Origin of the sequence: Thermopolyspora sp. NPDC052614 (assembly GCF_040678635.1) — a bacterium.
Taxonomy (GTDB): Bacteria; Actinomycetota; Actinomycetes; order Streptosporangiales; family Streptosporangiaceae; genus Thermopolyspora.
On record NZ_JBFATZ010000028.1, the window covers coordinates 23,889 to 48,824 of the forward strand.

The following is a 24,936-nucleotide window of genomic DNA, read 5'->3' on the forward strand; positions in this document are numbered from 1 at the left end:
CCCCTCCTTGAAGGCACAGGGCCTCACAGGGCCTTCACAGGGTCAGGGAGCCGTTGCGGCGCTCCTCGTGCACCGGGCCGCCGTTCTGGCGCAGCCGCAGCTCCTGGGTGCGCTGGTCGACCAGGTCCGCCAGACGCGCACGGGTCTGGGCCTCGGTCGTACGGCGGGCCACGTCGATGTTCTGGCGCCGCCTGCGCCGCTCCTCGTCGGCGGCGTACGCGGCGAGATCGAGCTCGTCGATCTCCCCCTTGGCCCGCAGCTCCGCCTCCCTGGCGTGCACCTCCTCGCGCCTGCGGATCTCGGTGGCCACCATGCGGTCGTACGCGGTCGTGCCGCCCATCAGCTTCACCAGCACGGGCAGGCAATCGATCACGATCAGGAAGAGCCGGATCAGCCAGCTCGCGGCGAACAGGTACGGGTTGGCCGCGGTGAGCTCGTGCAGGGCCTTCATGCGTTCGAGCAGCCCGATCGGGTCGTCCTTGGTGGGCAGGTCGTCCAGCCGTTCGCGGATCGCCCGATCAAGGCGGGCCTCGAAGTCCGCCTCCTCGGCGGCGAGCGGGCCGCGCAGACGGGCGATCTGGTCACGCAGCCCGTTCAGCCGGGTCCTGTCCTTGTCGAGCCCGCTGCGGGCCTCGAAATCCGCCGCGTCGGCCCGGTTACGAATGCAGAGCGGTCCCTCCCCTCGTTTGCCGCTGAGGCCCTCTCCGTCCTCTCCCACACATTCCTTCCGCGCCAGCTCGACCAGATCCGACAGGTGCTTCTCGGCACGGTCGATGCGGGTCTCCAGCCTGCGCGCGCTCGCCTCCAGCTTGGTGATCGTGTCCGACCTGGACTCGACCCCGACCGACGCGAGCCGTGCGGCGTCGCAGTCCCGCCGGGTCGGCGGCGCGGGCGGTTTCGGATTGCAGCCGATCCACCGCGCCTGCTCCAGCTCCCGCGCCTGCTCCCGGCCGTCTTTCACGTGCTGCTCCACCGCGGTCTCGAAGACGCGCAGCACCAGGGGCTCGGCGATGACCACGCCGAGCAGCGCCGCCATGAGCAGGCGGGGGAACATCATGAGCACCCGGCGCTGCCACATGCCGGTGGCCGCCGAAACGAGCCAGCGGTCGAGGTTGAGCACGATCAGCGCCCACATGACGACGGGGATGAGCATCGCGACATGCCAGCCGCCGAGGACCTGCCCCACCGCGAACCACATGGACAGCCCGGCGACCGCCGCCGTGCCGAGCACCACCCCGCCGAGGCCGGTGAAGCGGGTGCGCTCCAGTGGCACCTTGTCCAGCATCTTCTCGTCGACGCCGGCCAGCACCCTGAGCCGGCGGCCGAGGGCGAGCCGCTGCCAGGCGGTGGCGGCGGTCGCCGTACCGGTCCGCAGGGGCGCCTCAGTCATCGAGATCCTCCAGATCGATCGGCCGGGGGCCGTCCGCGTCGTCGGCCCTCGCGTGCCTGCCGCCGCCGAGCTGCGGCCGGTTGTCGTCGGAGGGCTCGATGACGAGCTCCACGCCCGTGACCGACTTCATCACCTGGTTGAGCAGCCGATGGGTGTCCACGGGAAGGAAGTCGAGCGCGCCGTCCGGCAGGCGCTTGAGCAGGTCGGACAGGTGGGTCAGCCGCTGCTCCTCGGCCTTGCGTACCAACTCGACGGCGTCGGGCATGAGGAGCTGCTCCCGGGAGATGCCGAGGGCGGCCGCCGCCTCCGGGCCCCGCCGGAAGATGTCCTCGATCCGGGCGACGTCGCGGTTCTCGATCGCCACCAGGAGCTCCTTGCTCTCCCGCTCCCACTGCAGCCGCTTGATGCCCTTGCTGTGGACGACCACGTCGTCGGGGAGCCGGAGGTCCACGCCGGCGAAGGTGATCCGCATGCCCTCGATCTCGGGGGGATAGACCTCCAGGTACGCCTGGATCCGCGCGGAGACCTCGGGAATCAGGGCATAGGTCTCCTCGATCGGCCGGTTCCTCCCCAGCTGCATGAGCTTGACGTCGCCCCGAAGGTGACTCGCCAGGATCGCGGCGACGTCGGCGACGTGATGCTCGACGACGAGTTCCGGCTCTACGACCCGGCATTTGAACTCGACCCGGACCGGGAAACGGTATCCAAGATCCTGAGAGGGGATGGGAACCTCGACCGTCACGGAACGGGTGCGGACGTCGACGACGCTCACCGAGACCGCGTTGACCACGGCCTCCTCGGACCCTGTCAGGTGACGCCGCTCGGAGAACGCCCTGAACCCGCCCTCGATCTCGAAGACGAGGATGGCGCCCGCGGGCGTCTCGGGAAGCTCGTCGACGTCTCTGCGAGCGAAGAGCCCCCAGCGCCGCCGGGCGGGCTTGAGGGAACGTTCCTGCACTATGGGATAGCTGCCGCCCATGGGATTTCCTTGATCGTGATCAGGCCCGCCCGGCGCCCGCGTCCAGCAGGGCGAGGACGAGCTCTCGGGTCTTGTGCGAGTTGACGCGGGACCGGGAGGCGACGGCCTGCCGGATCGACTGCTTCACCAGTACGGCGAAGCCGTCCGGCAGCGCCGACCACAGCGCCGCGCCGAGCGCTCGGGCCGCCTCCAGCGCGCCCGGCCGGCCTTCGAGCGTCTCCAACGTGCGGCAGAGGGCGCGGATGGCGTCCGCCCGGTGAAAGGCGCTGGCCAGCGTCCACCTCCACAGGACGCCGAGCCACCGGGCGCTGTCCGGCTCGGAGCGGAGCACCCACGCCGCGACCGGCTCGCCCTCTGCCCCGAGCCGGTCGCAGTCGAGAACGGCCAGCACGGCGGACAGCGCCCTGCGGGCCCGCGCGAATTCCACCTCGTGCATGTCGCGGTCGACGTACGCGGCCAGCAGGCGCAGCGCCGGCAGGATGTCGCCGGTCCGCTCGGCCGCGCTCTGGAACAGCAGCGTCAGGGCGCGCTGGGCGGTCGTGCTGACCCGGATCCCGCGCAGCGACAGGAACCACAGCCAGGCGACGCTGTCGGCCGGGTCGCGGATGGCGAGCCCGCCGGCGAAGGCCAGCGCCGCGGTCATCGCCCGCTGCTGGCCGGCGTTCTCCACCCACCCCAGGGCCGTGCGCCGCGCCGCCAGCGCCGGCTCGTCGTCGGCGCACATCATCGACAGCACGTTCGCCGCCGCGAGCCGCTCCCGCCAGGTTCCGTTGGCCCAGGTGTCGAGGAATTCCTGAACCTCGCCCAGATTCTCCCTGGCGAGCAGCGCCACCCCGGCCACGACCTGCAACTGCACCTCGGGGAAGTCCGTCGGCAGCCGGTGTATCCACAGCCGGAGCGGCTCCCACAGCTCGTAGCCGTAGCGATCGACCAGCTCCTTGATCACCTGCTCGCGGTGGTGGGCGCCGGGGGAGACGATCCGGCGCTCGCCGCCCTCGGCCGGGTCGGCGCGTTCGACCGTGATCAGCGGGTGTCCGCTGGTCCACTTGCATCGTTCCTGCGGCAGATCGTCGTCGTCGGGGCGCCGTTCGGGCTCCCTGCCCTGCCGCCGTACCTCGTCGGCGAGGGCGGTCAGATCGACCAGCAGCCGCTCGAAGACGCGCTCGGAGGCGCCGTAGGCGAAGGCGAGGGCGGCGACCACCAGCACCTCGGACCGGCGGGGCCCCGCATCGAACCACGCCCTGACGTCGTCGCCCGAGATCTCGGCGAGCAGCCCGGCCGGGGCGCCGCGCCCCTCGCGGATGCGCCGGGCGAGTTCGGCGATCCGGCGCGCCGAGCGCAGTTCCCCCACCTGTTCGCGGACCTGCTCGATCTCCGCGGTGACCTCGACGCCGCCGAGGTGGGCGTCGAAGACGGCCTGGGGCGCGGGGGGCTCCCAGTCGATCCGGTAGCCGTCCGCGCCGGTCGCCGTCACCCGCCGGGCGAGGGTGATGACGAGGTAGGCGTCGGCCTCGGCGAGCTTCGCGCGCAGGGCGTCGAACTGGAACCGCTGGAGGGCCGAGGCGGCCTCGGCGGCGGTCCAGTCCCGGATGAGATGGCCGCGTCCCTTCTTGAAGGTGGTCGTGGACACCAGGTGGTCGAGGTCGCGGGCGGGGGAGTGCACGGTGATCCTGCGGTCGGCGAGGGGCATGCGGGTCAGCAGCTTGACCGCCCCCGTCCACTTGCCGGTCTCGGCGGGGCCGGTGAGCAGCAGGACGCGGCGTTCGCGCAGCCTGGCCACCATCTCCTCGAATCGCGGCGGGGCGACGAAGCGCGCGACGGCCGCGTCGATGTCCTCGATGCCGAGGCTTCCGGTGACCGAGCGGCCGGCCGGGCGCGTCCCGATCCCGAAGATGGACGCGGACGCGTCCACGTCGGCGAAGAAGTTGTTGATGACGGTCGCGCTCTGTCCGAGGTCCTTCTCGTCGACGTCGTCGTCCTCGGGGTCGCGCTTGGGTGGCTCGGACGCGTCCTTCTGATCGGACTCCTTGGGCGTGCGATCGGACCCCTCGGGTCCGGGCTGTTTCGGGTCCGCGTCGTCCGCGGATGCCGCGGAGGGCGTGGGGTCCTGCTCCGGGGCCCCCGGTTTGTTCTCCTCGGTCATCGGCTATTTCTCGCTGACGCCGAATACCGAGCCGCGGGCGTCGAGCGACCCGGTGAAGTTGTTGATGTTCTTGGCCCGTTGCGAATAGGTGACGGTCTGCGCCGGGCCGTGGCCCGCCGGGGCGTCGTCTCTCCTGTGGCCGACATAAGACCGCAAAACGCTTATATCCACATCAGGTGTCCAAACCCATGCGGATCCCTCGTACTCCTTCTCGTGAACATGAATGTTGACGAAATCGTCCGGACGGTAGGACGTGTGCTCCTGCCGTACGAGATCGTCGAAGACGCGTTGCGAAAGAATCAGAAGCAGATTCACTTTCTCCTGATCCTCCAGGATGCGTTTGATGGTCCCGGACGAGACCAACCTGCTCGCCTCGACGACCGCCTGACCGGCGAATCCGTTCGACGCCGGGTAGGCGGTGCCGAAGGCGACGGCGATCCTGAGCCGCAAGCGATCCGCCGCCGGAACCCCCTCGTTCCGCTCGCGCAGCGCGCGGGCGAGGGCCCGCATGTACGCGTCCACCACCGCGGGTTCCGACTCGGTCGCCGGCAGGACCGCGAGCTCCCCGTCGCCGCCCTCCTGGATCACCCACTCGTCCCGCCGCAGGCCGGCGACCTCGGCGGCCTGCCGGTGGATGGCGACGAAACCGGCCTGCAGGAATTCCTGCTTCTTATCGGTGCTTCGTCCGTACCCTTTGAGATCGCTGCTCACGACGAGGGCACGACCGAAAATGTCCCTTTCCATCGATATGGTGCGTCACTTTCGTTGGCATGATTGCTGTGATACTCCAAGTATGTCCTGGGAGAGGAGCGCAAGATTCCCTACTTGTAGGGCATCTGACCCCACCTGATGGAAATAGGCCGCCGTGAGGGTACTAATCCATACTCACGGGGTGGCTGCGGTAGTCCGCTTGAACTAGTCCATTGGGAGGATGAGATGAGACTGTTCAAGGGACCGGGCCGAACGGTCGAGGATCCGGCCGCCATGCACGCCATCGTGACGATATTCCAGAATTACGTTCAGCAGGCGGACGGAAAGGCGGGCGTGCTCGTGGTCATCCACACGGCCGCGGTGGCGGCGGCCATCGCGCCGGGCCGGGCGGCGGCCGAACTCGACGGCGCCGGCGCGGCGGTCGGGTACGTCCTGCTCGCCCTGTTCCTGCTGGGTTTTCTCGTCTCCGGCTACCACGTCCTGCGGGTCCTGTGGCCCCGGCTGACGCCGCCCGGCTCGCCCAGCAGGTACGGCATCACCGGAGTCGTCAACGGTCCACCGGCGGACGCGGCCGCCTTCGCCGAGCCCGCCGAGGCGTGGGCGATGGTCCGGCTGCTCGCCGAGATCGCCCAGTGCAAGCATCGCCACATCCGCAGGGCGCTCCCGTGGACCGGGTTGGCGCTCGTCTCGGTGGTCTCCTGGGCCATGGTCGCGATCGCCTGGCCGTAATCGCCTGGCCGTAATCGTCAGGCCGTAATGGTCAGGCGGGCTCACCGGCCGCCGAGAAGGCGTGCAGCCCATCAAGGTCGGTGACGACCACGTGCCGATACCGCGTCCGCACCAGGCCGACGTCCTTGAGCGCCCTGACAGCGTTGCCGACCGCGGCCTCACGGGCGCCGATGAGCCGCCCCAGCTCCGCCTGGGAGAGGCTGATGCCCAGATCGACGCCGCCCGCGACCGGCGTCCCGTGCCGCCGCGCCAGCATGAACAGCAGCCGGGCCAGGCGTCTGGGCACGTCGAGGGAGGAGAAGTCCAGGCGTCGCTCGTTCGCCCACTGCAGGCGGTCCGCGATCGTCGCGGTGAGTACGGACCACCGCCGCGGCTCCCGGTCGAGGAAGGAGACGAAGCTGTCGGCCGGGATGTGGAAGACCAGCGTGGGCACGCACACGGTCACGGTGGCCGTCCGCGGGGTGTCGCGCACCACGCCCATCTCGCCGACGATGTCACCGGTCACCCGGATGCCGAGCAGCGTCTCGGTCCCGTCGCCGAGGCCGGCCGTCACCTTGGCGCAGGCCGACGGCCGATCACGCACGCCACGCAGCAGGTAGACGTGATCGCACCGGCGGTCGCCCTGCCGGATGAGCACGTCCCCCTGCCCGTACGGCCGGGGCTCGCCGAGCGCGAGAAGCTCCTGGCCGCTCTGCGGGCTCAGACCGGCCATGAGCGTCCCCGCGGGCCACCGGCCGGCGGAGACGCGCCGTGCCTTATCGGGCGTCCTATCGGATGCATTACCAGATGCCTTACCTGACGACGCCCTATCGGACGCCCTATCAGACATCGCCCTATCGGGCGTGGGACGCGCTCCGCCGGACATCTCCTGCCCCCTTGCTCACGCACGCGAGCGGTCGCCTCCATTCTCCCCGGGCCGTACGCGCATGGGCGAGGAACGCGGATCTAGGACGTCAGCTGCGCGGGCAGGGGCCTGGTGTGCAGGACGGTCAGGGTGGTGACGGCCCTGGTGAGGACGACGTAGAGACGGGCGAGGCCGCGCGGTTCGGCCTCGGCGATGTCGGCGGGCTCGACGACGATCACATGGTCGTACTCCAGGCCCTTGGCGAGCGTGGCGGGGACGATCATCAGACGGTGGTCGCCGGGGGAGTCGGGGCCGAGGACCTCGTGCGGGACGCCGTCGAGCGCGGCGCGGACGGCCGGGACGGCGGCGTCGGCGGCGATGACGCCGATGGAGCCCTCGCGGGCGAGGGCGGCCCGGACGGCGGCGGAGAGGGCCTCGGGCAGCCCGGGGGCGGGCCGTACGGCGAGGGAGCCGACGCCGGGGCGCAGGGAGCGCGGGGCGGCGAGGCCGGGCGCGACCGAGGGGAGCAGGCGGGCGGCGTAGTCGAGCACCTCGCGGGGGACGCGGAAGCCGAGGGTGAGCTCGGTGACCTCGCCTTCGGCGACGCCGAGGTGGGTGAGGACCTCCTGCCAGGAGCGGGCCGACCAGGGCGTGGTGCCCTGGGCGAGGTCGCCGAGCACGGTCGCCGACCCGTTGCGGCACCTCCGCCCGAGGGCGCGCAACTGCATCGCCGACAGATCCTGGGCCTCGTCCACCACCACGTGACCGAGCGAGGGCGTGCGCTCGATGAGGTCGGCCAGCTCGTCCAGGAGCGCCGCGTCCGCGACCGTCCACTTCGCCGACCGCACCGACCGGTACGGCTTGCGCCACAGCAGCCGCTCCCGCTCGGCCTCGGTCAGGTCGTTCCGCGCGGCGGCGGCGAGGAATTCGGGGTCGGAGAACAGCCGGAACAGCACCTGCTGCGGGGTGACCTTGGGCCACACCTGGTCGAGGAGCTGCCGGACCGGCCTGGAGCGGGCGACGGCGTCCTGGATCCGGTCGTCGGGAGCCTCGCCGCGCTGCTCCATCCGCACGAGCACCGCGTGGGCCAGGCGCTGGGCGAGCGCGGCGCGGCCGGGGCCGTACCGGGTGGTGCCGCGCAGCGACGCGACGATCTCGCGGACCTCGTGGTCCGGCACCCGGTGGCGGTAGGCGCCCTTGGGATACACCAGGCCCTCGGTCGGCTTGACGATGTGCGCCCACAGCGCCCGCCTGAGCACCGCCGCCATCCGCGCGTCGCCCTTGACCGCCGCGGTCTCGTCGTCCTCGGGGACGGCGTCGGGCGCCCCGAGCAGGTCGAGCACGGTGGCCTGGTCGACCTTCACCTCGCCGAGCGCGGGAAGCACGGCCGAGATGTAGGACAGGAACGCGCGGTTCGGCCCGACGATCAGCACGCCGCTGCGGGACAGCTTCTCCCGGTGCGTGAACAGCAGGTACGCGGCCCGGTGCAGGCCGACGGCCGTCTTCCCGGTGCCGGGGGCGCCCTGGACGCAGATCGTGCGGGCGAGATCCCCGCGGACGATCTCGTCCTGGTCGGGCTGGATGGTGGCGACGATGTCGCGCATCGGGCCGGTGCGGGGCCGCTCGATCTCGTCGGTGAGGATCCTGGAGGTGCCGAGCGACTCGCCCTGCTCCAGGTGCTCGTCCTCGTACGCGGTGAGCTCGCCGCCCTGGTAGCCGAACCGGCGGCGTAGCGCGACGTTCATCGGGTCGGCCGGGCTGGCCTGGTAGAACGCCCGCGACACCGGTGCCCGCCAGTCGATCACCAGGGGACGGCCCTGCCCGTCGTGCACGTGCCGCCGGCCCACGTGGATGGTGTGCGGCAGATCGTCGTCGGCGGACCGGTCGAGGCGGCCGAAGAACAGCGGGGTGTCCGGGTGGTCGGCGAGGGCGGCCACGCGCTGGTCGAGGGCGTGCTGCAGGATCTCCTGGGACACCCAGTCCCCGGCGGCGTCGGCCGACAGCGACTCGGCGTGCTCGCGCATCGCCCGCAACGCGGTGCGCGCGGCGGCGAGGTGGGCGCGCTCGGCGGCGAGCACGTCGGCGGGACGGTCCTCGTCGGGTATGTCCGGGGCGAGCTGGTGGGCGGGCATGCGGAACGGCCTCCAGGTTCTCGGTCAACGCGGAGTTTCGGCGGTCTATGCGGTTGTCGATATCGGTTGTCGTCGGGTCGTCGGTACCGGTCGTTGGGGACGGTCGTCGCGCCGTGGGCACGGCGACGCCCGGCGGGCCGGAACCGCCGGTCGCGATCTGACGAAGGGTGAGCGCCCGCCGCGCGGGGCGTGGCTCCCTGCCCGTCCCCGGCGTCGGCGCGCGAACCCAGCAGCCTACTCGTCGCCGCCATGGGCCTCAAACGAATTAACGGCGACGCGCCGTCGACGGGTATCGGCCGTTCCGTAATCGGAGGCTTTCGGCCTTTGCCGCCCGGCAGGAATCCACTCGCTTTATGAGGATTTTAAGGATGACTACTTGAGAAGTGGGGAAGCGGGTACTTTGAAGCCGTGAAGCCGACCTCTGACCGGCCGGACGACGCCCCCGGCATGTGGGTGTCGCCGGTGATCCCCACCGTGGCGAACCTGCTGCTGGCCGCGCTGTGGGGGCTGTCGGTGTTCGCCGGGTGGGGGCTGGCGGCGTTCTGCACGGCGGGCGAGGAGGCGGAGGCGTGCCGTGACCGCCTGGGATCGGCGGCGTTCACGTCCGGGGCCTTCGCGGTGACGGCCGCGCTCTGCACCGCGGGCGCCTGGCTCGGGCCGGTCGCCAGAAGGGACCCGAGCAGGTTCACCGTCCTCATGGTGGCGGCCGTGATCGCCTGGGTCCTCGCGGAGGGCGTGCTGTTCGTCGCCGGAGTTCTCCATCGGTAAGCCCGCCGACAGCGCCGCGTGCCGTTATCGAAAAAACTGCGCATTCAACGTGCTTTGGCCTGAGTATGGGGTACGTCGCGAATGACGTTGAGGGGGTTATCAGCGAGGGGGTGAAGAGGCTTGAGGAAGGCCCAGGGTATTTCTTGGACCTGAGCCTCTCCCAGGCATCAGGGGAGGGGAGGACGACGTGCCCGCGGGGTCAGTCCCCCGCGAGCACGTCGTCGGCGTCGATGATCTGGTACGCGTACCCCTGCTCGGCGAGGAACCGCTGCCGGTGCGCGGCGAACTCCTGGTCCTTGGTGTCCCGGCTGACCACCGAGTAGAACCGGGCCCCGCCCCCGTCGGCCTTGGGCCGCAGCACCCGGCCGAGCCGCTGCGCCTCCTCCTGTCGTGACCCGAACGTCCCGGAGACCTGGATGGCGATCGCGGCCTCGGGCAGGTCGATGGAGAAGTTCGCGACCTTCGACACCACCAGCACCTGGATCTCCTTGTCGCGGAACGCCTGGAACAGCCGCTCCCGCTCCTTGACCCGCGTCTCCCCCTTGATCACCGGGGCGTCGAGATGCGCCGCCAGCTCGTCGAGCTGGTCGATGTACTGCCCGATGACCAGCACCTGCTCGCCCACGTGCCGCCGTACCAGGGCCTCGATCACCCGGTTCTTCGACGGGGTGGTGGCGCAGAAGCGGTACTGCTCCTCGGGGTCGGCCATCGCGTACGCGAGCCGTTCGTCGTCGGTCAGCGTCACCCGGACCTCGACGCAGTCGGCCGGCGCGATCCAGCCCTGGTTCTCCATCTCCTTCCAGGGCGCGTCGTAGCGCTTGGGGCCGATCAGGGAGAACACGTCCCCCTCGCGGCCGTCCTCACGGACCAGCGTCGCGGTGAGGCCGATGCGCCGCCGCGCCTGCAGGTCGGCGGTCATCCGGAAGATCGGCGCGGGCAGCAGGTGCACCTCGTCGTAGACGATCAGGCCCCAGTCGCGGGCGTCGAACAGCTCCAGGTGCCGGTAGACGCCCTGCCGCTTGGTGGTCATCACCTGGTAGGTGGCGATGGTGACCGGGCGGATCTCCTTGCGGCTCCCGGTGTACTCGCCGATCTCGTCCTCGGTGAGCGAGGTGCGCTTGAGCAGCTCCTGCTTCCACTGGTGCGCGGATACAGTATTCGTGACCAGGATCAGCGTCGTCGCCTGGGCCCGCGCCATCGCCGCCGCGCCGACGATCGTCTTGCCCGCCCCGCACGGCAGCACGACCACGCCCGAGCCGCCGTGCCAGAACGCCTCGGCCGCGTCGTGCTGGTAGTCGCGCAGCTTCCAGCCGTCCTCGACCAGGTGGATCGGGTGGTGCTCGCCGTCCACGTAGCCGGCCAGGTCCTCGGCGGGCCAGCCCAGCTTCAGCAGCGCCTGCTTGAGCGTGCCGCGCTCGGACGGGTGCACGGCCACCGTGTCGTCCTCGAAGCGCTCGCCGAGCAGCGGCTTGATGCGCCTGGCGCGCAGCACCTCCTCGAGTACGGCGCGGTCGGTGGTGGTCAGCACCAGGCCGCGCGCCGGGTGCTTCTCCAGCCGAAGCCTGCCGTACCGGGACATGGTCTCGGCCACGTCCACGAGCAGCGCGTGCGGCACCGGATAGCGGCTGTAGGTGATCAGCGCGTCGATGACCTGCTCGGCGTCGTGCCCCGCCGCGCGGGCGTTCCACAGCGCCAGCGGCGTCACCCGGTAGGTGTGCACGTGCTCGGGCGCGCGCTCCAGCTCGGCGAACGGCGCGATCGCCCGGCGGCAGTCATCGGCCTTCGGGTGATCGACCTCGAGCAGCAGCGTCTTGTCCGACTGCACGATCAGCGGGCCATCGTTCACAAAGCGGCTCCTGTCAGTGCGAGATGTGGGCGAAATGTGGGCGAGATGTGGCGAGATGTTGGGGCGGCCGTACGCGCCACGCCGTGCGCGGGCCGTGCCCGCTCGGTCGCCCGGGTCCGGGCGCTCGGCGGGTCGTGCGGGCCGGTCTCTCGGCGCGGGCCGAGCAGGCGCACTCCCTATCCAACACAATCAGGCGACGCTTGAGTCCCATATTCGCGATGAGCTTTGCCGAGACTCGTCGCGACAAGCCGGGCAAGCCGTCGGTACGGCCGCGATCAACTGGAGGACGCCACAATCAGGTCGCGCTACGCATTGTCCACCTCGGACACGCCGGTGATGCGGTGCAGCGCGAAGCGGTGCACGGCCGCCCGGGTCTCGTCGTACGCGGTCAGATATCCGCCCTCCATCCGCGCGGGCTCCAGAATCCTGCTGGTCGCGTGCCCCTGCGAGTCGAGGTAGCCGATCCACACGCGCGTCCCCCTGCGGATCGCCTCCTGCAGCACGGACATCGTCAGCGAGGCCGGTGACCTCGGCACCTCCCCGTCCGGCGCCTCGGCGCGGCGCAGCGCCGCCCGCCGCGCCTCGTCTCCGGCGCGGATCGCGCGCACCGCCGCCGCCACCACGTGCGGCTCGGGCCCGGCCGCCACCGGCGTTCCGCGCTGGGCGGACGCGGGCTCGGCCCGCCGGGTGTCCGCCCGCGTCACCAGCACGGCGCCCTCCAGCGACTCGGCGACGGGCGCGTACCCCATCGACCGCAGCGAGTCCACCAGCGTGGTGCGGGCCGTGCGCGACACCACCACGGTGGGTGCCAGCCGCCGCAGCCGCAGCGGCCCGGCCCGGCGGTCGGCCATCACCTCGTCGAGCACGGCCGGGTCGTCGCAGCGCACGTACGCGCTCGCCGTGCCGACGCGGATGCGCCCGTGCCGCCGCGCCACGTCGGCGACGAGGTAGCGCAGCGGCTGCGGCACCGGCGTCGTCGAGTGCCGCTCCAGCGTCGACAGCAGTTCGTCGGCGGTGTGCCCGGCGTCCAGGACCCGCCGGATCGACTCCTCGCCGAACCGGTACACGGTCGCGCCGCCCTTGGACTCCACGTCGGCGGCGAGCGCCAGCCAGCGGCCCAGCTCGGTGGTGAGCGGCCCCGGCGCGACGGCGGTCAGGTCGGCCTGCAGCAGCACGTGATCGACGGGTTCAGGCAGCAACGGGCCGAGGACCTCGGCGGCGCGGCCGGGGCCGTCGTCGATCAGCGCGCGCCCGTGGGCGGACAGCACCCCGAGCCCGGTGACGCCGAGCTGCTCGGCCTCCCGCAGCGCGAACTCGGCGAACCTGTCCCGGTACGGGCCGCGCCGGCGCGGGCGTTCCCACTCCAGCCTGGCCTTGACCGCGCCGGGGTCGACCGCCAGGCCCGGCTCGGCGGCGGCGAGCACGGCGAGGGCGGCCAGCCTGACCTCGGCGGCGGCGGGCCGGCGCAGGTCGGGGTGAAGCGCGTTGAGCAGCCGGTCCCGCTCGTCGCGGTCGCCGACGAGGCCGGGCGCGCGGTCGCCGGTGAGCCAGGCCGCCGCGAGCACCGCCCAGCGGGCCTCGGCGGGCTTGACCCGCCAGGCGTCGTACGCCGGGGTGGGGAGCCACTCGCCGTCGACCGAGCCGCCCGAGGCGACGAGCCCGGCCGCGTGGGCGACCTCCACCACCAGGGCGGCGGCCTGCTCGGGCAGGTCGAGCAGGCTCGCCGTACGGCGCAGGTCGCGCACGGCCAGGCCGCCGGTGCGCAGCACTCCGGGCGCGTCCACCCCCCAGTGCTCGCACAGCTCCTCGACCGAGCGGGTGAACGTGAACGCCTGCCCGGCCGCCGTGCGGTCCGCCCGCGTCTGCTCGCGCCGCGTCCCCTCCAGCTCGGCGGGCGAGTACCGCAGGTCGCGATGCACGCGTCCGCCGCGCAGGAACAGCGCCACCTCGCGCGGCAGCGTCACCGTCTCCTCGCCCGTCGCGGCCAGCAGGCCGCGCGCGAGCAACGCGTCCAGGGGGCTGCGCGCCGTCGCCACCCGCACCTCACGCCGCGCGTTCGGCACCCGGCCGCTCGGCGGCCCCCAGGTCAGCTCGTCCAGCGCCGACCGCGCCTTCGGATCCACCTCCGCCACCAGCCGCGCCACGACCTTCCGGTCCGCGAGAAGCCCGGCGAGCCGCTCCCGCGGATCGCCTGTCGGCCCGGCGTCGGCGTCACAGCCGTGCCCGGCCACGCACGCGCCCAGGTCGTCGATGATCTCGGCGAGCCGCTCGGGCGCGTAGTGCCGGAACGCCTCGCGGGCGGGCGGCCCCAGCCCCGCCGGCGCGTCAAGCGCCTCCCGCACGCCGGGCGCGGTCCGCAGCGCCGCGTCGGGCCCGTACACCAGGGCGAGCGCCCGCAGTCGATCGACGGTCGCCCGCATCGCCGCGCCGAAATCCGCGCCAAACCCAGCGCCGTCGCCGCCGGAAAGCGCCTTGCCGACCACTCCCGCCAGCGTCTCGTACGCCACGGGCCCGGACTCGACCACGAGCGTCTCGACGACGGCGAGGGCGAACCGGTCCAGCCGGTCGAGCGCGCGGCCCACCGCCGACGGGGAGGTCGCCCGCGCCACGAGCCCTTCGATGTGCGCGGGGACCGGGGTGATCAGCTCGGGACGCGCGGCCACCAGGGCGCGCAGCTCCTCATCGCTGCGGCCCCGGACCCACGTGGCGAACTCCCCGGTCATCCCCTCAATCGTAGGGAGCCCCCCCGACAGGCAGGCTCGCCCCCGCCCCGCCGCCGGCACCGGCGACGGCGGGCGTGGGGGAGGCGGGCGTGGGGCAGGCGGAGGTGGTCAGCAGGCCCTGCGCCAGCCGTACCCAGGTGGCGACGAAGTCCTCCTTGGCGGCGTGGCCGGGCGGCTCGCCGACGGTCTCCTTGAACAGCCGGTAGTGCACGATCGCGCCGCCGAGGACGGCGGCGACCGCGGGCCAGTCGACATCGAGGTCCCGGTACTCGGGCTGGGCGCGGAACCACCCGGGGATCGCGTCGAACATCGGCTGCAGCAGCCCCTCCCGCACGATCGCCACCAGCTCGGGGAACTGGCTGAGGTCGCGGAAGAAGACCTGGATCAGCTCGCGCTCCTCGCGCACCTTGCCCAGGCCCGCGCGGCACAGTCGGCTCAGGCGCTCCTCCAGCGCGACGCTCGCCCCGACGGCGTGCATCTCGGTCAGCGCCTGGGCGACCTGCTCCCGGGAGCGCGCCGCGTGCTGATGCATCGCCGCCGCGAGCACCTCGTACTTGGACCGGAAATGGCGGTAGAGGCCGCCCGCCCCCGGCGACAGGCCGGACGCGGCCTCGATTTCCGCGACCGACGTGGCCGAGTATCCCCGCTCGGCGAAAAGCCGGAGTGATTCGCGGATGATTCGCTCGCGCGTGGATCTGGGCATGGTGGTACCTCCTGCGTGAGCCTAGTGTCCACCGCCGTTGTCAAACCCGATCCACCGGGTTGGTTGTCACATCCGCGCGGAGCGGCGGACGCGCGATGACCTGTGACCCCCGGGACGCTGATATGACCACCGGGTTACGACATTCGCGCCTGAATTTGGCATGCTTCAAGTGTGGGGAGATCGGTGGGTTTCGACCTCGACCTGACGCTGGCCGACACACGAGACGGGATAGCGGCGGTCTACGACGCGTTGTCGGAGCGCCTGGGCGTGTTCATCGACGGCTCGGTCGCGGCGAGCAGGCTCGGGCCGCCGCTTGAGGTCGAACTGGCGCACTGGCTGCCGCCCGAGGAGATTCCCGAGGCCGCGGCGCTGTACCGGAGCGTCTACGCCGACATCGCCGTGCCCGCCACCACGGCCATGCCCGGAGCGGCCGAGGCCGTCGAGGCGGTACGGCGGGCCGGGGGCGGCGTCATCGTCGTCACCGGCAAGAACGTCGCCGACGCCCGTCGGACGCTGGGGGCCATCGGCCTGGAGGCGGACGAGGTGGTCGGGTCGGTGTTCGGCGCGGACAAGGGCGCGGCGCTGGCCGACTTCGGCGCGGCGGCCTATGTCGGAGATCACGTCGCCGACATCGCGGCGGCCCGCGCGGGCGCGGCGCTCAGCGTCACGGTGGCCACCGGACCCTATACCGCCGATCAACTGCGCGATCATGGTGCGGATGTCGTTCTCGCGGATCTGACGGGATTCGCGGAGTGGTATGACGCCTGGCGGTTTCGCGAAATAGGGGCGGTTTCGACGGTCACCTGAGCTCTCAGGTGGGCATAACCTAACTCCATTCATCCTTCACGACTGTCTGAACGAGGTCACCCCTGTGCCGAGTGGCAAGGTCAAGTGGTACGACGCCGACAAGGGTTTCGGTTTCCTCACCCGCGACGACGGCGGTGAGGTGTTCGTGCATTCCTCCGCGCTCCCCAAAGGCCATGAGTCGCTCAAGCCCGGCCAGCGAGTCGAGTTCGGCGTGGCCGAGGGGCGTCGTGGGCAGCAGGCGCTTTCGGTCCGTATCCTGGAGCACCCGCCGACGCTGGCCAAGCACGCCAAGGCAAAGGGGAAGCGGAAGAAGCCCGACGAGATGGTGGTCATCGTCGAGGACCTCATCAAGCTTCTCGACGACGTCTCCACGTCCTACCAGAAGGGCAAGCACCCCGACGCACAGCACGCCAAGAAGATCGCCACGGTTCTGCGCGCGGTGGCCGACGACATCGAAGGCTGATCCCGATCCTGCTCACCCGTACGGCCCGGCCCGGCCGGACGCGGCCGTCGTCAGCCGCGCGGCTGGGTGAGGGGCTCGGTGGCCGCCTGCCGGTCGGACGAGGCGGCGGCCTGGCGCCGGGCCTCGCGTCTGGCGGCGCGGGCCGCCACGACCCTGCGGCGGCGGTTGACGATCAGCCAGACGAGCGTGACGACCAGGCCGGTGGACATGACGCCGAATCCGGCAGGGCCGCCGACGAAGCCGGACAGCAGCAGGCCGAGGAGGCCGCCGCCGACCCAGCCGATCTGCAGGACCGATTCCACGACGCCGAAGGTGGACGAGCGCACCTGCTCGTCCACCTCGTGCTGCACGATGGCGTCGAGGGCGAGCTTGCCGAGGTTCTGGGCGAACGCCGCCACGGCGGCCACGGCGACCGCCGACCACAGCGTGAACAGGAACGCGCCGACGACCGTGGTCACCGTGGCCAGGGCGAGCGTGACCAGGACGATGAGCTGCGGGGACCGGCCGCGCATCCAGGAGGCGACGCTGGAGCTGAGCAGGCCGCCCGCGCCCGCGGCGGCGGCGAGGACGGCGATCGTGACCTCGGTGGACAATCCGGGCAGGCCGCCCTCCTGCACGAGGAAGAGCAGGAAGAACAGCAGGAAGCCGCCCTGGACGCGGGTGGCGATGTTGGCGTACATCGATTCGGCGACCGCTGGGCCGACGTCGAGCAGAGCGCGCAACCGCTGCCGGCGCCCGGCGCGGGCGGTGGGCTCGTTGCCCTGCTCGGCGAACGCGCCGACCTCCTCGGCCGGGCGCGACGCGTCGTGGTCCTCGTGGTCGTCAGTGTCCCTGTGGGCCCCGTGATCGTCGTGGTCCCCCTGGGGCTCGGACGGCGGTTCGTGCAGGGGCTCGGGCAGGGGCAGAGTCCGGTCGGCGGCGGAGGCGTCGGCGGGCCGGAGGGCGGGAAGACCGGGCAGGGTCTCCCCGTCGTCGGCCACAGGGGGAGCGCCGGGCTGCGTGTAGGGGCGGGTGCCCGCCGCGTCGCCGGGCTCACGCGGAGCGTCGCACCCCACGTTCGGTGCGTCCGAGACGTCCGGGCCGTCCCCGGCGTCGCGCGTCTCGCCGGGCGCGGCGTACTCGTCGCGGTACTCGTCGCGCTCGTCCTCGATGTCGGGGGAGTCGACGTGACGCGGCAGCCGTACCGTGGCCACCCCGGCGGCGAGGAACAGCACCATCGTGCCGCGCAGCACCCACGCCGCGCCCAGCCACGCGGTCAGCCCGGTCGAAAGCGCCGCGCCCGCGCCCGCCGCGACCAGCGCGAACAGCGTCACCCGCGCGTTCGCCCGCACCAGCGTGACGTCCGGCGGCAGCACGCTCGGCATGATCGCCGCCCGGGAGACGTTGTACGCCTTGCTCAACACCAGCACGGCGAGCGCCGCCGGGAACAGCGTGAACGTGTCCGCGGGCCCGACCGCCGCCGCCATCGCCCAGCACAGCAGCCCCCGGGCGAACATCGTGCCCGCCATCACGTACCGCCGCCCGGACCTGAACCGGTCGAGCACCGGCCCGACGAACGGCGCGACCACCGCGAACGGCGCCATCGTGATCAACAGGTAGAGGGCGACCTGCCCGCGCGCCTGGTTGACGGGCAGCCCGAAGAACAGCGTGCCCGCCAGGGCGACCGTGACGAACGCGTCCCCGGCGCTGTGCGTGGCGGTCACCTCGATCAGGCGGCCGAGCCCGGTACGGCCCGCCCCCTGGGCGTGCGTCAGCCGGCGGGTGGCCTGGCCGATCCCCCGGCCGGCCCGTGCGGTGGTGTGCGCGGCGGCGCGACCGGCGCGGAACGTCTTCCGGCCGGCCCGCGCGGTGGTTTTGGCGACCCCCGAGGCCGTACGCCGGGCCCGCTCCCACGCACCCGCCATGTCACCCCCTTTCCGGCAATCCAGTCTTACCGAACCCGACCGGTCCTGTCCGCTCGCGGCATGGGGGAAAATTGAACCGTGAGTCGTACCCGCACCCGAACCCCCGTCGCCGACCAGGCCTGCGCGGACGCCGTCGACTTGGCCCGGCAGGCGGCCGAGGAGATCGCCCGGCCGGGCGAGGTGGGCGAGCACCTGGGTTTCGACGTCGAAGGCGATCGTGTGGTCACACACTACTTCGCCTGCCTTGACCGGGCCTACCGCGGCTGGCGGTGGGCCATCACCGTCGCCCGCGCCTCCCGCGCCCGCAACGTGACCGTGAGCGAGACCGTGCTGCTTCCCGGCTCGGACGCGCTCATGCCGCCCACCTGGGTTCCGTGGAGCGAGCGGCTGCGCCCCGGCGACCTCGGCGTCGGCGACCTGCTCCCGACGCCGGCCGACGACGACCGGCTCGTGCCCGGCTACACCATGACCGGCGACGACACCGACCGGCAGATGATTTTCGAGTACGGCCTCGGGCGGGCGCGCGTGCTGTCCCCCTACGGCCGTGACCTGGCCGTGCGGCGCTGGCACGCCAGCGAGCACGGTCCGCACACCCCGATCGCGCACGCCGCCCCCGCGCAGTGCTCCACCTGCGGCTTCTACTGGCCGCTCGCCGGGACGCTCGGGCGCGGCTTCGGCGTGTGCGCCAACGAGTTCGCGCCGGACGACGGCCGCGTCGTCGCCGCCGACCACGGCTGCGGCGCCCACTCCGAGGCGAGCGTGCAGCCCGCCCCGGTCGAGACCGCCGCGCCCATCCTGGACGATCTGGGCTACGACCTGGTGGACGTGCCCGCCCCGATCGCGGCCGGGGAGGAGGGCCGCGAGGAGGAGGAGCCGCCGCCGGGCTCGGTCGACGAGACCGCGTCCGAGCCTCTCGGCCACTCCTGACCCTGCTCATCGACGGCGACGCCCGGTGCACCCGGGCGTCGCCGCACCGTTTCCTAGGGGACACCGCACCATGAGCGATACCTTTGACACCGCGCGTCTGCGGCAGACCGTGCTCGCGGCCTGGGCCGCGTCCCCGGCGCGGTTCCGCGAGGACGCCAACGCCGAGGAGGACTTCGCGCTCGGCGGCTACCGCGACCGGCTCGTCGTCGAGCTGGCGCAGAACGCGGCCGACGCCGCCGCGCGGGCCGGCATCTCCGGGCGGTTGCGGCTCACCCTGCGGGACGGCGTGCTGTACGCCGCCAACACCGGCGCGCCGCTCGACGCGGGGGGCGTGGAGGGGCTGTGCACGCTGCGGGTGTCGGCCAAACGCGACGAGACCGGCGTGGTGGGGCGCTTCGGCGTTGGCTTCGCCGCCGTGGTGTCGGTGTGCGACGAGCCGCTGATCCTCTCGCGGGCGACCGGGGGCGTGCGCTGGTCCCGGGCCGAGACGACCGAGCTGGTCGCGGCCGAGGCGGCGCTCGCGGCGGAGCTGAAGGTCCGGGACGGGCACGTGCCGCTGCTGCGCCTGCCGTTCCCGGTCGCCGCGGCGGACGCGCCCGAGGTGCCGGAGGGGTTCGACACCGTCGTCGTGCTGCCGATGCGGGACGAGGCGGCCGAGATCGCGGTACGGCGCATGCTGGAGGAGACCAGCCCGGCGCTGCCGCTGGCCATGCCCGCCCTCGGCGCCATCGAGATCGAGGTGGGCGGGCAGGTCCGTACGGTCTCGGCCGAGGGGTGGCGGGTCGTCGAGTCGTCCGGGCGGTTCACGCCCGAGCAGGTCGCCGAGCTGTTCGCGGACCGGCCCACCGAGGAGCGGGCGCGGCCGTACTGGCTGGTCCGCTGGGCCGTACCGGTGGAGGGTGGGCCGGGGAAGGACGGGGGGCCGAGGGAGAACAGGGGGCCGGGGGAGCCGTGCCCGCTGCCCAAGGACGTGCTTCCCGTGGTGCACGCGCCGACGCCGAGCGACGAGCCGCTCGATCTGCCCGCGCTGCTCATCACCACGTTCCCGATGGCGACCGACCGGCGGCACGTCGCGCCGGGGCCGCTCACCGACTTCCTCGTCGAGCGGGTCGCCGAGGCGTACCTGGACCTGCTCGCCGCGTTGCCGCGTACGCCGAGGCTGCTGGACCTGGTGCCCGGTCTGATGGGCAGGAGCGAGCTCGACGCGGCGATCCGGCGGGCCATCCTGCGGCGGCTCCCCGAGGTGCCGCTGCTGCCCGCGCTCTCCCCGCCCGCCGACGCCGAGGAGGCCGGATCCGGGTGGTCGGCCGGGCGCGGTCCCGGAGACGGCGGTCCCGCGCGGGATCTCGCGGGGGGCGGCACGGACGGGACCGGGGCGAGCGCGCCGTGGATCGTCAGCGGGCGGCAGGCGTCCGTGGTCGCCGGTCCCGCGGAGTTCCTCGCCAAGATCGCTGAGATGGTGCCGGGGCTGCTCCCGGCGGGCTGGCCGTACCGGAGCCCCGCGCTCACCACGCTCGGGGTGCGGCGGGTGGAGATCGCCGACGTGGTCGACATGCTCTCCGGCGAGGCGGTTGAGGGCAAGGATCCCGCCTGGTGGCGGTCCCTCTACGAGGTTCTGCCCGCCGACGACCTGGAGGCGATCGGCGCCATCCCGGTCCCGCTCGCCGACGGCCGCCTGGTCCGCGGTCCCCGGGGCACGCTGCTGCTGTCGGTTCCCGAGCCCGGCGACGAGGACGTCTCGGACGAGGAGAGGGCCGCGGCGGCGCGGCTGCTCGCCGGGGACGCCGACGGCGCGTCCGGCGGGGACGGGACGGTGGACGAGGCGGCAGACGGATCGGCGGACGAATCGGCGGACGGATCGGCGGACGAGGCGGCGGACGGGGCGCGGAAGGCCGGGCGGCGTGCGCGGCTCGACGCCGCCGTGCTCGCCCCCCTCGGGCTGCGGATCGTGCACGCGGACGCGGCGCATCCGCTGCTGCTGCGGCTCGGGGCCGCCGAGGCGACGCCGCGTACCGTGCTTGAGGATCCGCTGACGCACGCCGCCGTCTCCGCGTCGATCGACAGCGCCGACCCCGAGCCCGTCGCGCAGGCCGTGCTCACCCTGGTGGAGGCCGCCGGGCTCACCGCCGGGGAGGCGCCCTGGCTCGCCGAGCTCGCGCTGCGCGGCGCCGACGGCGAGGTGTACGCGGCGGGCGAGCTGCTGCTCCGCGACGGGGCGATGGCGCGGATCGTCGACTCCGACGTCCCCTTCGGCGTGGCCGCCCCCGACCTGGTCGAGCGGTACGGCTCGCGCGTGCTTGAGGCGGCGGGCGTCCTGGACGGCTTCGCCACCGTCTCCGACGCCGACGTGGTGCTCGACCGCGAGGAGTGCGACCACGACCTCGACCTTGAGGACGAGTGGGTGGACGCCGTCCTCGACCTGCTGCCGGACTACGACGTGCCGCCGGTCGTGCGCGAGTTCGTCGCCGTCCGCGACCTGGAGTACGTCGCCGACTGGCCGGCGGCGCTCGCCCTGCTGTCCCGGCCGCCGCTGCGCGCCGCCCTGCAGCCGGCGCGGATCGTCGTCGACGGCGAGACGATCGAGGTCCCCTCCTACACCTCGTGGTGGCTCAGCACCCACCCGGTGCTCGACGGCCGGGTGCCCACGTCCCTGCGCCTGACCGACGCCGACCCGCTGCTTTTCGGCCTGTACGGCGACGCCCCGCCGGCCATCGACCGCGCCGCGCTGTCCCTGATCGGCGTGCGTACGACGCTGCCGGACCTGCTCGCCTCGCACGGCGGCCCCGACGAGCTGCTCGGGCTGCTCGCCGACCCGGCCCGCGAGGTGGACCGCGCCCAGCTGCGCGCCATCTGGACGGCGATCGCCGCGCTGCCCCCCGAGCGCGTCACCCCGCCGCAGACGATCCGCGCCGTGCTCAACGGCGAGATCGTCGTCGCGGACGCCGAGGACGGCACCGTCATCGGCCCGGACGGATCGAGCGCCCCCGGCGACGAGGCCTCCGTCGCGCCGGGCGCCCCCGTCGTGGTGGAGGCCCCCGACCTGCTTGCGCTGGTCGCCTCCCGGCCCCTCGTGCTCGCCCCCTTCGACCTGGCCGAGGCGCTGTCGGAGGTCCTCGACCTGCCGCTGGTGGGCGAGCTCGTGTCCGGCGAGGTCACCTCCTCCGGCGTCGAACGGCCCGTCCCGCCGCAGGTCCGCTCCTTGCTGCCCGCCGCGCCGCCCACGTACGTCGAGCACGAGCGGCTTCTGGTCGACGGGCACCCGGTATCGTGGCGGTTCCACGAGGGCGTCATCCACGCCTCGGGCATCGAGGGCCTGGCCCGCGGCCTGGCCTGGGCGAGCGGCCAGTGGAGCGACCGGCTGGCCGTGGCGGCCCTGCTGCACAACCCGTCGGCCGTACCGCTGCTCCTGGCCGAGGCGGATCTCGACGGCTCCGCCTGAGCCCGGCGGCCCGTTCGGCGCGGACGGGCCGCGTCAGGGAGCGCCGCCGGAGCGCCGCGGCGGAATGGGCTCCTCCACCTGCGCCTCCTCGGCGTCCGGTGCTCCCGTCATGCGTTGCGTGTCCGAGGTGCTTGAGGTGCTTGAGGCGTCCTGTACGTCCGGGGCGCCTTGGCCGCGCTGCGTGACCTCCGCCTGTTCCCCGGGCGCGGCGGCCGGTCGCCGGGCGCCGCGGGCGCGGGCGGAGCGGCGGACGTACCCGAGGCCGAAGATGCCGCCCGCGATGCCGGCCACACAGGTCCAGATCCACCAGCGCTGGTCGGGGCCGGGCTGCGCGATCAGCAGGACGATCAGCGCGATCACCCACAGCGCGGTGCCGACGAGGATCGTCGCCGTGTCGTTGGTCTGCAACGGCTCCAGGTCCCGGCGGTTCGGCTGGCTCACGTCTAAAGACTAAGCGACGGCCCGTCCAAACGGTCGGGTCACTACGCCCGGAGGCAAAGGGCCAGGTAGACGCCGGTGTCCGGGGCAGGGGCGGACCCGGTGCGAAGGGGCGCGAGTCGTGCACGAAATGGTTGCGAAAGCGTCACTGTCTCCGCGTGGGTCTTCCCGTGTCGGTTACCGGCTGTCACTCTGCGCGCGTGAGCGAACCAACTGACGAAACGCCCCTTGAAGCCCCGAAGCAACCTAAGACAACCGCAAACAGCACGCTCGACCGTTTCTTCCGCATCTCTGAGCGTGGCTCGACCGTGGGCCAAGAGGTACGCGGCGGTCTGGCCACGTTCTTCACGATGGCGTACATCGTGGTCCTCAACCCCTTGATCATCGGAACCGCGAAGGACGCCGACGGGCAGTACCTCGGCGACGGCGCGGCACCGAACCTGGCCCTGGTCGCCGCCGCGACGGCGCTGGTCGCCGGCCTGATGACGATCCTCATGGGCGTGGTGGCGAACGTGCCGTTCGCGCTCGCGGCCGGGCTCGGGCTCAACGCGTTCGTCGCCTTCGGCATCGCCTCCCAAATGTCGTGGGAGGACGCGATGGGATTGGTCCTGCTCGAAGGACTCATCATCACCGTGCTGGTGCTGACCGGGTTCCGCACGGCGGTGTTCCACGCCATCCCGGCCCAGTTGAAGACCGCGATCAGCGTGGGCATCGGCCTGTTCATCGCGCTGATCGGCTTCGTGGACGCCGGTTTCATCCGGCGGATCCCGGACGTCGCGAACACCACCGTGCCGGTCGAGCTGGGCATCGGCGGCGTGCTCACGAGCTGGCCCATCCTGGTCTTCGCGATCGGCCTGCTGGCCACCGCGGCGCTGGTCGCCCGCCGGGTGCGGGGCGCGATCCTCATCGGCATCGTCGGCATGACGATCGTCGCGATCATCGTGGAGGCGATCGCCAAGGCCGGGGGCGCCATCGGCCCGAACGGACAGCCCAACCCCGGCGGGTGGCGCCTGAACGTGCCGCAGTGGCCGAGCGCCGTCGTCGACCTCCCCGACTTTTCCCTGATCGGGCAGGTCAGCCCGTTCGGCGCCTTCAGCAGGGTCTCGGTCATCCTCGTCGTCCTGCTCGTCTTCACCCTGCTGATCACCGACTTCTTCGACACGATGGGCACCGTCGTCGGCGTCGGCGGCCAGGCGGGGCTGCTGCGTCCCGACGGCACCCTGCCCAAGACCCGCGAGATCCTCCTGGTCGACTCGATCGCGGCGGCCGCTGGCGGCGCGGCGTCCACCTCGTCCAACACCACCTACATCGAATCCGCCGCAGGCGTGGGCGAGGGCGCCCGCACGGGCTTCGCCAGCGTCGTCACCGGCGTGCTGTTCCTGCTCGCCACGTTCCTGGCGCCGCTGGTCCAAATCGTGCCGTACGAGGCGGCGGCTCCGGCCCTGGTCGTCGTCGGCTTCCTGATGATGACCGCGGTCCGCGACATCGACTTCGGCGACTACGAGATCTCCATCCCCGCGTTCTTCACGATCGTCCTGATGCCGTTCACGTACTCCATCGCCAATGGCATCGGCGCCGGGTTCATCGCCTACGTGCTGATCAAGGTGGTGAAGGGCAAGGCCCGCGAGATCCACCCGCTGCTGTGGGTCGTCGCCGGACTCTTCGTCCTCTACTTCGCGCGCGGCGCCATCGAGATCCTGACCGGCGTCTCCTGACGCCCCGGACGTCACGGGATCGCCTCCGGGGCCGCCCGGAGGCGATCGGCCCGGCGCGGGGACGAGGCGTGGCTTTCGGCATTGACTCGCGGTTGATCGTGTCGGGCCCATATCATCATGCGGCATCATCGTGCGGCGGCGATCCAGACCTCGGTGGTGTGACGATTCGTGTCCGGCGGGAAGCCGGCGGCCGCCCCATGCGCGGGGCGGGCACCCGCCGTCGTGTCGATGGACCACTCGCGCATGGCGGGACGTCGATGAGCGGCGATGAGCGG

18 protein-coding genes are annotated in these 24,936 nt (G+C 72.6%); 7 read left to right on the plus strand and 11 right to left on the minus strand.

Annotated elements, in window-relative coordinates; all coding sequences use genetic code 11:
- Positions 1-34: 34 nt before the first annotated feature.
- The 4 genes from AB0K60_RS35035 to AB0K60_RS35050 are packed head-to-tail and all read right to left on the minus strand — an operon-like array spanning position 35 to position 5,223.
- Positions 35-1,390 carry a DUF4407 domain-containing protein gene (locus AB0K60_RS35035; RefSeq protein ID WP_364065243.1) on the minus strand — a complete coding sequence of 452 codons (1,356 nt, stop codon included), beginning with the start codon at positions 1,388-1,390 and terminating at the stop codon, positions 35-37.
- Positions 1,383-2,369, minus strand: coding sequence for a hypothetical protein (locus tag AB0K60_RS35040; RefSeq protein ID WP_364065246.1), 987 nt, complete (start codon positions 2,367-2,369; stop codon positions 1,383-1,385). Before AB0K60_RS35040 ends, AB0K60_RS35035 begins: the two co-directional genes overlap by 8 nt.
- Before the next feature lie 19 nt (positions 2,370-2,388).
- Positions 2,389-4,512 carry a hypothetical protein gene (locus AB0K60_RS35045; RefSeq protein WP_364065249.1) on the minus strand — a complete coding sequence of 708 codons (2,124 nt, stop codon included), beginning with the start codon at positions 4,510-4,512 and terminating at the stop codon, positions 2,389-2,391.
- Positions 4,513-4,515: 3 nt separating this feature from the next.
- Complete coding sequence (locus AB0K60_RS35050) at positions 4,516-5,223, minus strand: hypothetical protein (protein WP_364065252.1); 708 nt, start codon at positions 5,221-5,223, stop codon at positions 4,516-4,518.
- Positions 5,224-5,448: 225 nt separating this feature from the next.
- Here AB0K60_RS35050 and AB0K60_RS35055 point away from each other — a divergent pair, with 225 nt between their 5' ends.
- Positions 5,449-5,952, plus strand: a complete 504-nt coding sequence (locus AB0K60_RS35055; RefSeq protein WP_364065255.1) for a hypothetical protein — start codon at positions 5,449-5,451, stop codon at positions 5,950-5,952.
- Positions 5,953-5,983: 31 nt separating this feature from the next.
- Here AB0K60_RS35055 and AB0K60_RS35060 read toward each other — a convergent pair whose 3' ends face one another.
- Complete coding sequence (locus AB0K60_RS35060) at positions 5,984-6,664, minus strand: Crp/Fnr family transcriptional regulator (RefSeq protein WP_364065258.1); 681 nt, start codon at positions 6,662-6,664, stop codon at positions 5,984-5,986.
- 233 nt (positions 6,665-6,897) lie between these two features.
- Positions 6,898-8,928 carry an AAA family ATPase gene (locus AB0K60_RS35065; protein ID WP_364065261.1) on the minus strand — a complete coding sequence of 677 codons (2,031 nt, stop codon included), beginning with the start codon at positions 8,926-8,928 and terminating at the stop codon, positions 6,898-6,900.
- Positions 8,929-9,336: 408 nt separating this feature from the next.
- Here AB0K60_RS35065 and AB0K60_RS35070 point away from each other — a divergent pair, with 408 nt between their 5' ends.
- The gene (locus AB0K60_RS35070) at positions 9,337-9,696 is read left to right on the plus strand and encodes a hypothetical protein (RefSeq protein ID WP_364065264.1); all 360 of its coding nucleotides are present in this window, start codon (positions 9,337-9,339) and stop codon (positions 9,694-9,696) included.
- 199 nt (positions 9,697-9,895) lie between these two features.
- Here AB0K60_RS35070 and AB0K60_RS35075 read toward each other — a convergent pair whose 3' ends face one another.
- The 3 genes from AB0K60_RS35075 to AB0K60_RS35085 all read right to left on the minus strand — a co-directional run bounded on the left by AB0K60_RS35075 (position 9,896) and on the right by AB0K60_RS35085 (position 14,968).
- On the minus strand, positions 9,896-11,542 hold the full coding sequence (locus AB0K60_RS35075) for a DNA repair helicase XPB (RefSeq protein WP_364065267.1): 1,647 nt from the start codon (positions 11,540-11,542) through the stop codon (positions 9,896-9,898).
- A 305-nt stretch (positions 11,543-11,847) separates the two neighbouring features.
- Positions 11,848-14,265 (minus strand): helicase C-terminal domain-containing protein, encoded by a 2,418-nt coding sequence (locus tag AB0K60_RS35080; RefSeq protein WP_364065270.1) that lies wholly within the window; start codon positions 14,263-14,265, stop codon positions 11,848-11,850.
- A gap of 4 nt (positions 14,266-14,269) precedes the next feature.
- Complete coding sequence (locus AB0K60_RS35085; RefSeq protein ID WP_364065273.1) at positions 14,270-14,968, minus strand: helix-turn-helix domain-containing protein; 699 nt, start codon at positions 14,966-14,968, stop codon at positions 14,270-14,272.
- 183 nt (positions 14,969-15,151) lie between these two features.
- Between AB0K60_RS35085 and AB0K60_RS35090 the strand changes: the two genes are divergently transcribed.
- Both AB0K60_RS35090 and AB0K60_RS35095 read left to right on the plus strand, forming a co-directional pair.
- Positions 15,152-15,775 carry an HAD hydrolase-like protein gene (locus AB0K60_RS35090; RefSeq protein ID WP_364065276.1) on the plus strand — a complete coding sequence of 208 codons (624 nt, stop codon included), beginning with the start codon at positions 15,152-15,154 and terminating at the stop codon, positions 15,773-15,775.
- A 64-nt stretch (positions 15,776-15,839) separates the two neighbouring features.
- Positions 15,840-16,238 carry a cold-shock protein gene (locus AB0K60_RS35095; RefSeq protein WP_364065279.1) on the plus strand — a complete coding sequence of 133 codons (399 nt, stop codon included), beginning with the start codon at positions 15,840-15,842 and terminating at the stop codon, positions 16,236-16,238.
- 50 nt (positions 16,239-16,288) lie between these two features.
- Here the strand turns inward: AB0K60_RS35095 and AB0K60_RS35100 are convergent, their stop codons facing one another.
- Entirely contained in the window at positions 16,289-18,142 is a 1,854-nt protein-coding gene (locus AB0K60_RS35100) for an MFS transporter (protein WP_364065282.1), read from the minus strand.
- Positions 18,143-18,220: 78 nt separating this feature from the next.
- Here AB0K60_RS35100 and AB0K60_RS35105 point away from each other — a divergent pair, with 78 nt between their 5' ends.
- Both AB0K60_RS35105 and AB0K60_RS35110 read left to right on the plus strand, forming a co-directional pair.
- The gene (locus tag AB0K60_RS35105) at positions 18,221-19,069 is read left to right on the plus strand and encodes a DUF3027 domain-containing protein (RefSeq protein ID WP_364065285.1); all 849 of its coding nucleotides are present in this window, start codon (positions 18,221-18,223) and stop codon (positions 19,067-19,069) included.
- Positions 19,070-19,139: 70 nt separating this feature from the next.
- A complete protein-coding gene (locus AB0K60_RS35110) occupies positions 19,140-22,508 on the plus strand; it encodes a hypothetical protein (RefSeq protein ID WP_364065288.1) in 3,369 nt (1,122 codons plus the stop codon).
- A gap of 33 nt (positions 22,509-22,541) precedes the next feature.
- Here the strand turns inward: AB0K60_RS35110 and AB0K60_RS35115 are convergent, their stop codons facing one another.
- A complete protein-coding gene (locus tag AB0K60_RS35115) occupies positions 22,542-22,949 on the minus strand; it encodes a DUF2530 domain-containing protein (protein ID WP_364065291.1) in 408 nt (135 codons plus the stop codon).
- 284 nt (positions 22,950-23,233) lie between these two features.
- Here AB0K60_RS35115 and AB0K60_RS35120 point away from each other — a divergent pair, with 284 nt between their 5' ends.
- On the plus strand, positions 23,234-24,661 hold the full coding sequence (locus AB0K60_RS35120; protein WP_364065428.1) for an NCS2 family permease: 1,428 nt from the start codon (positions 23,234-23,236) through the stop codon (positions 24,659-24,661).
- Positions 24,662-24,936 lie beyond the last annotated feature (275 nt).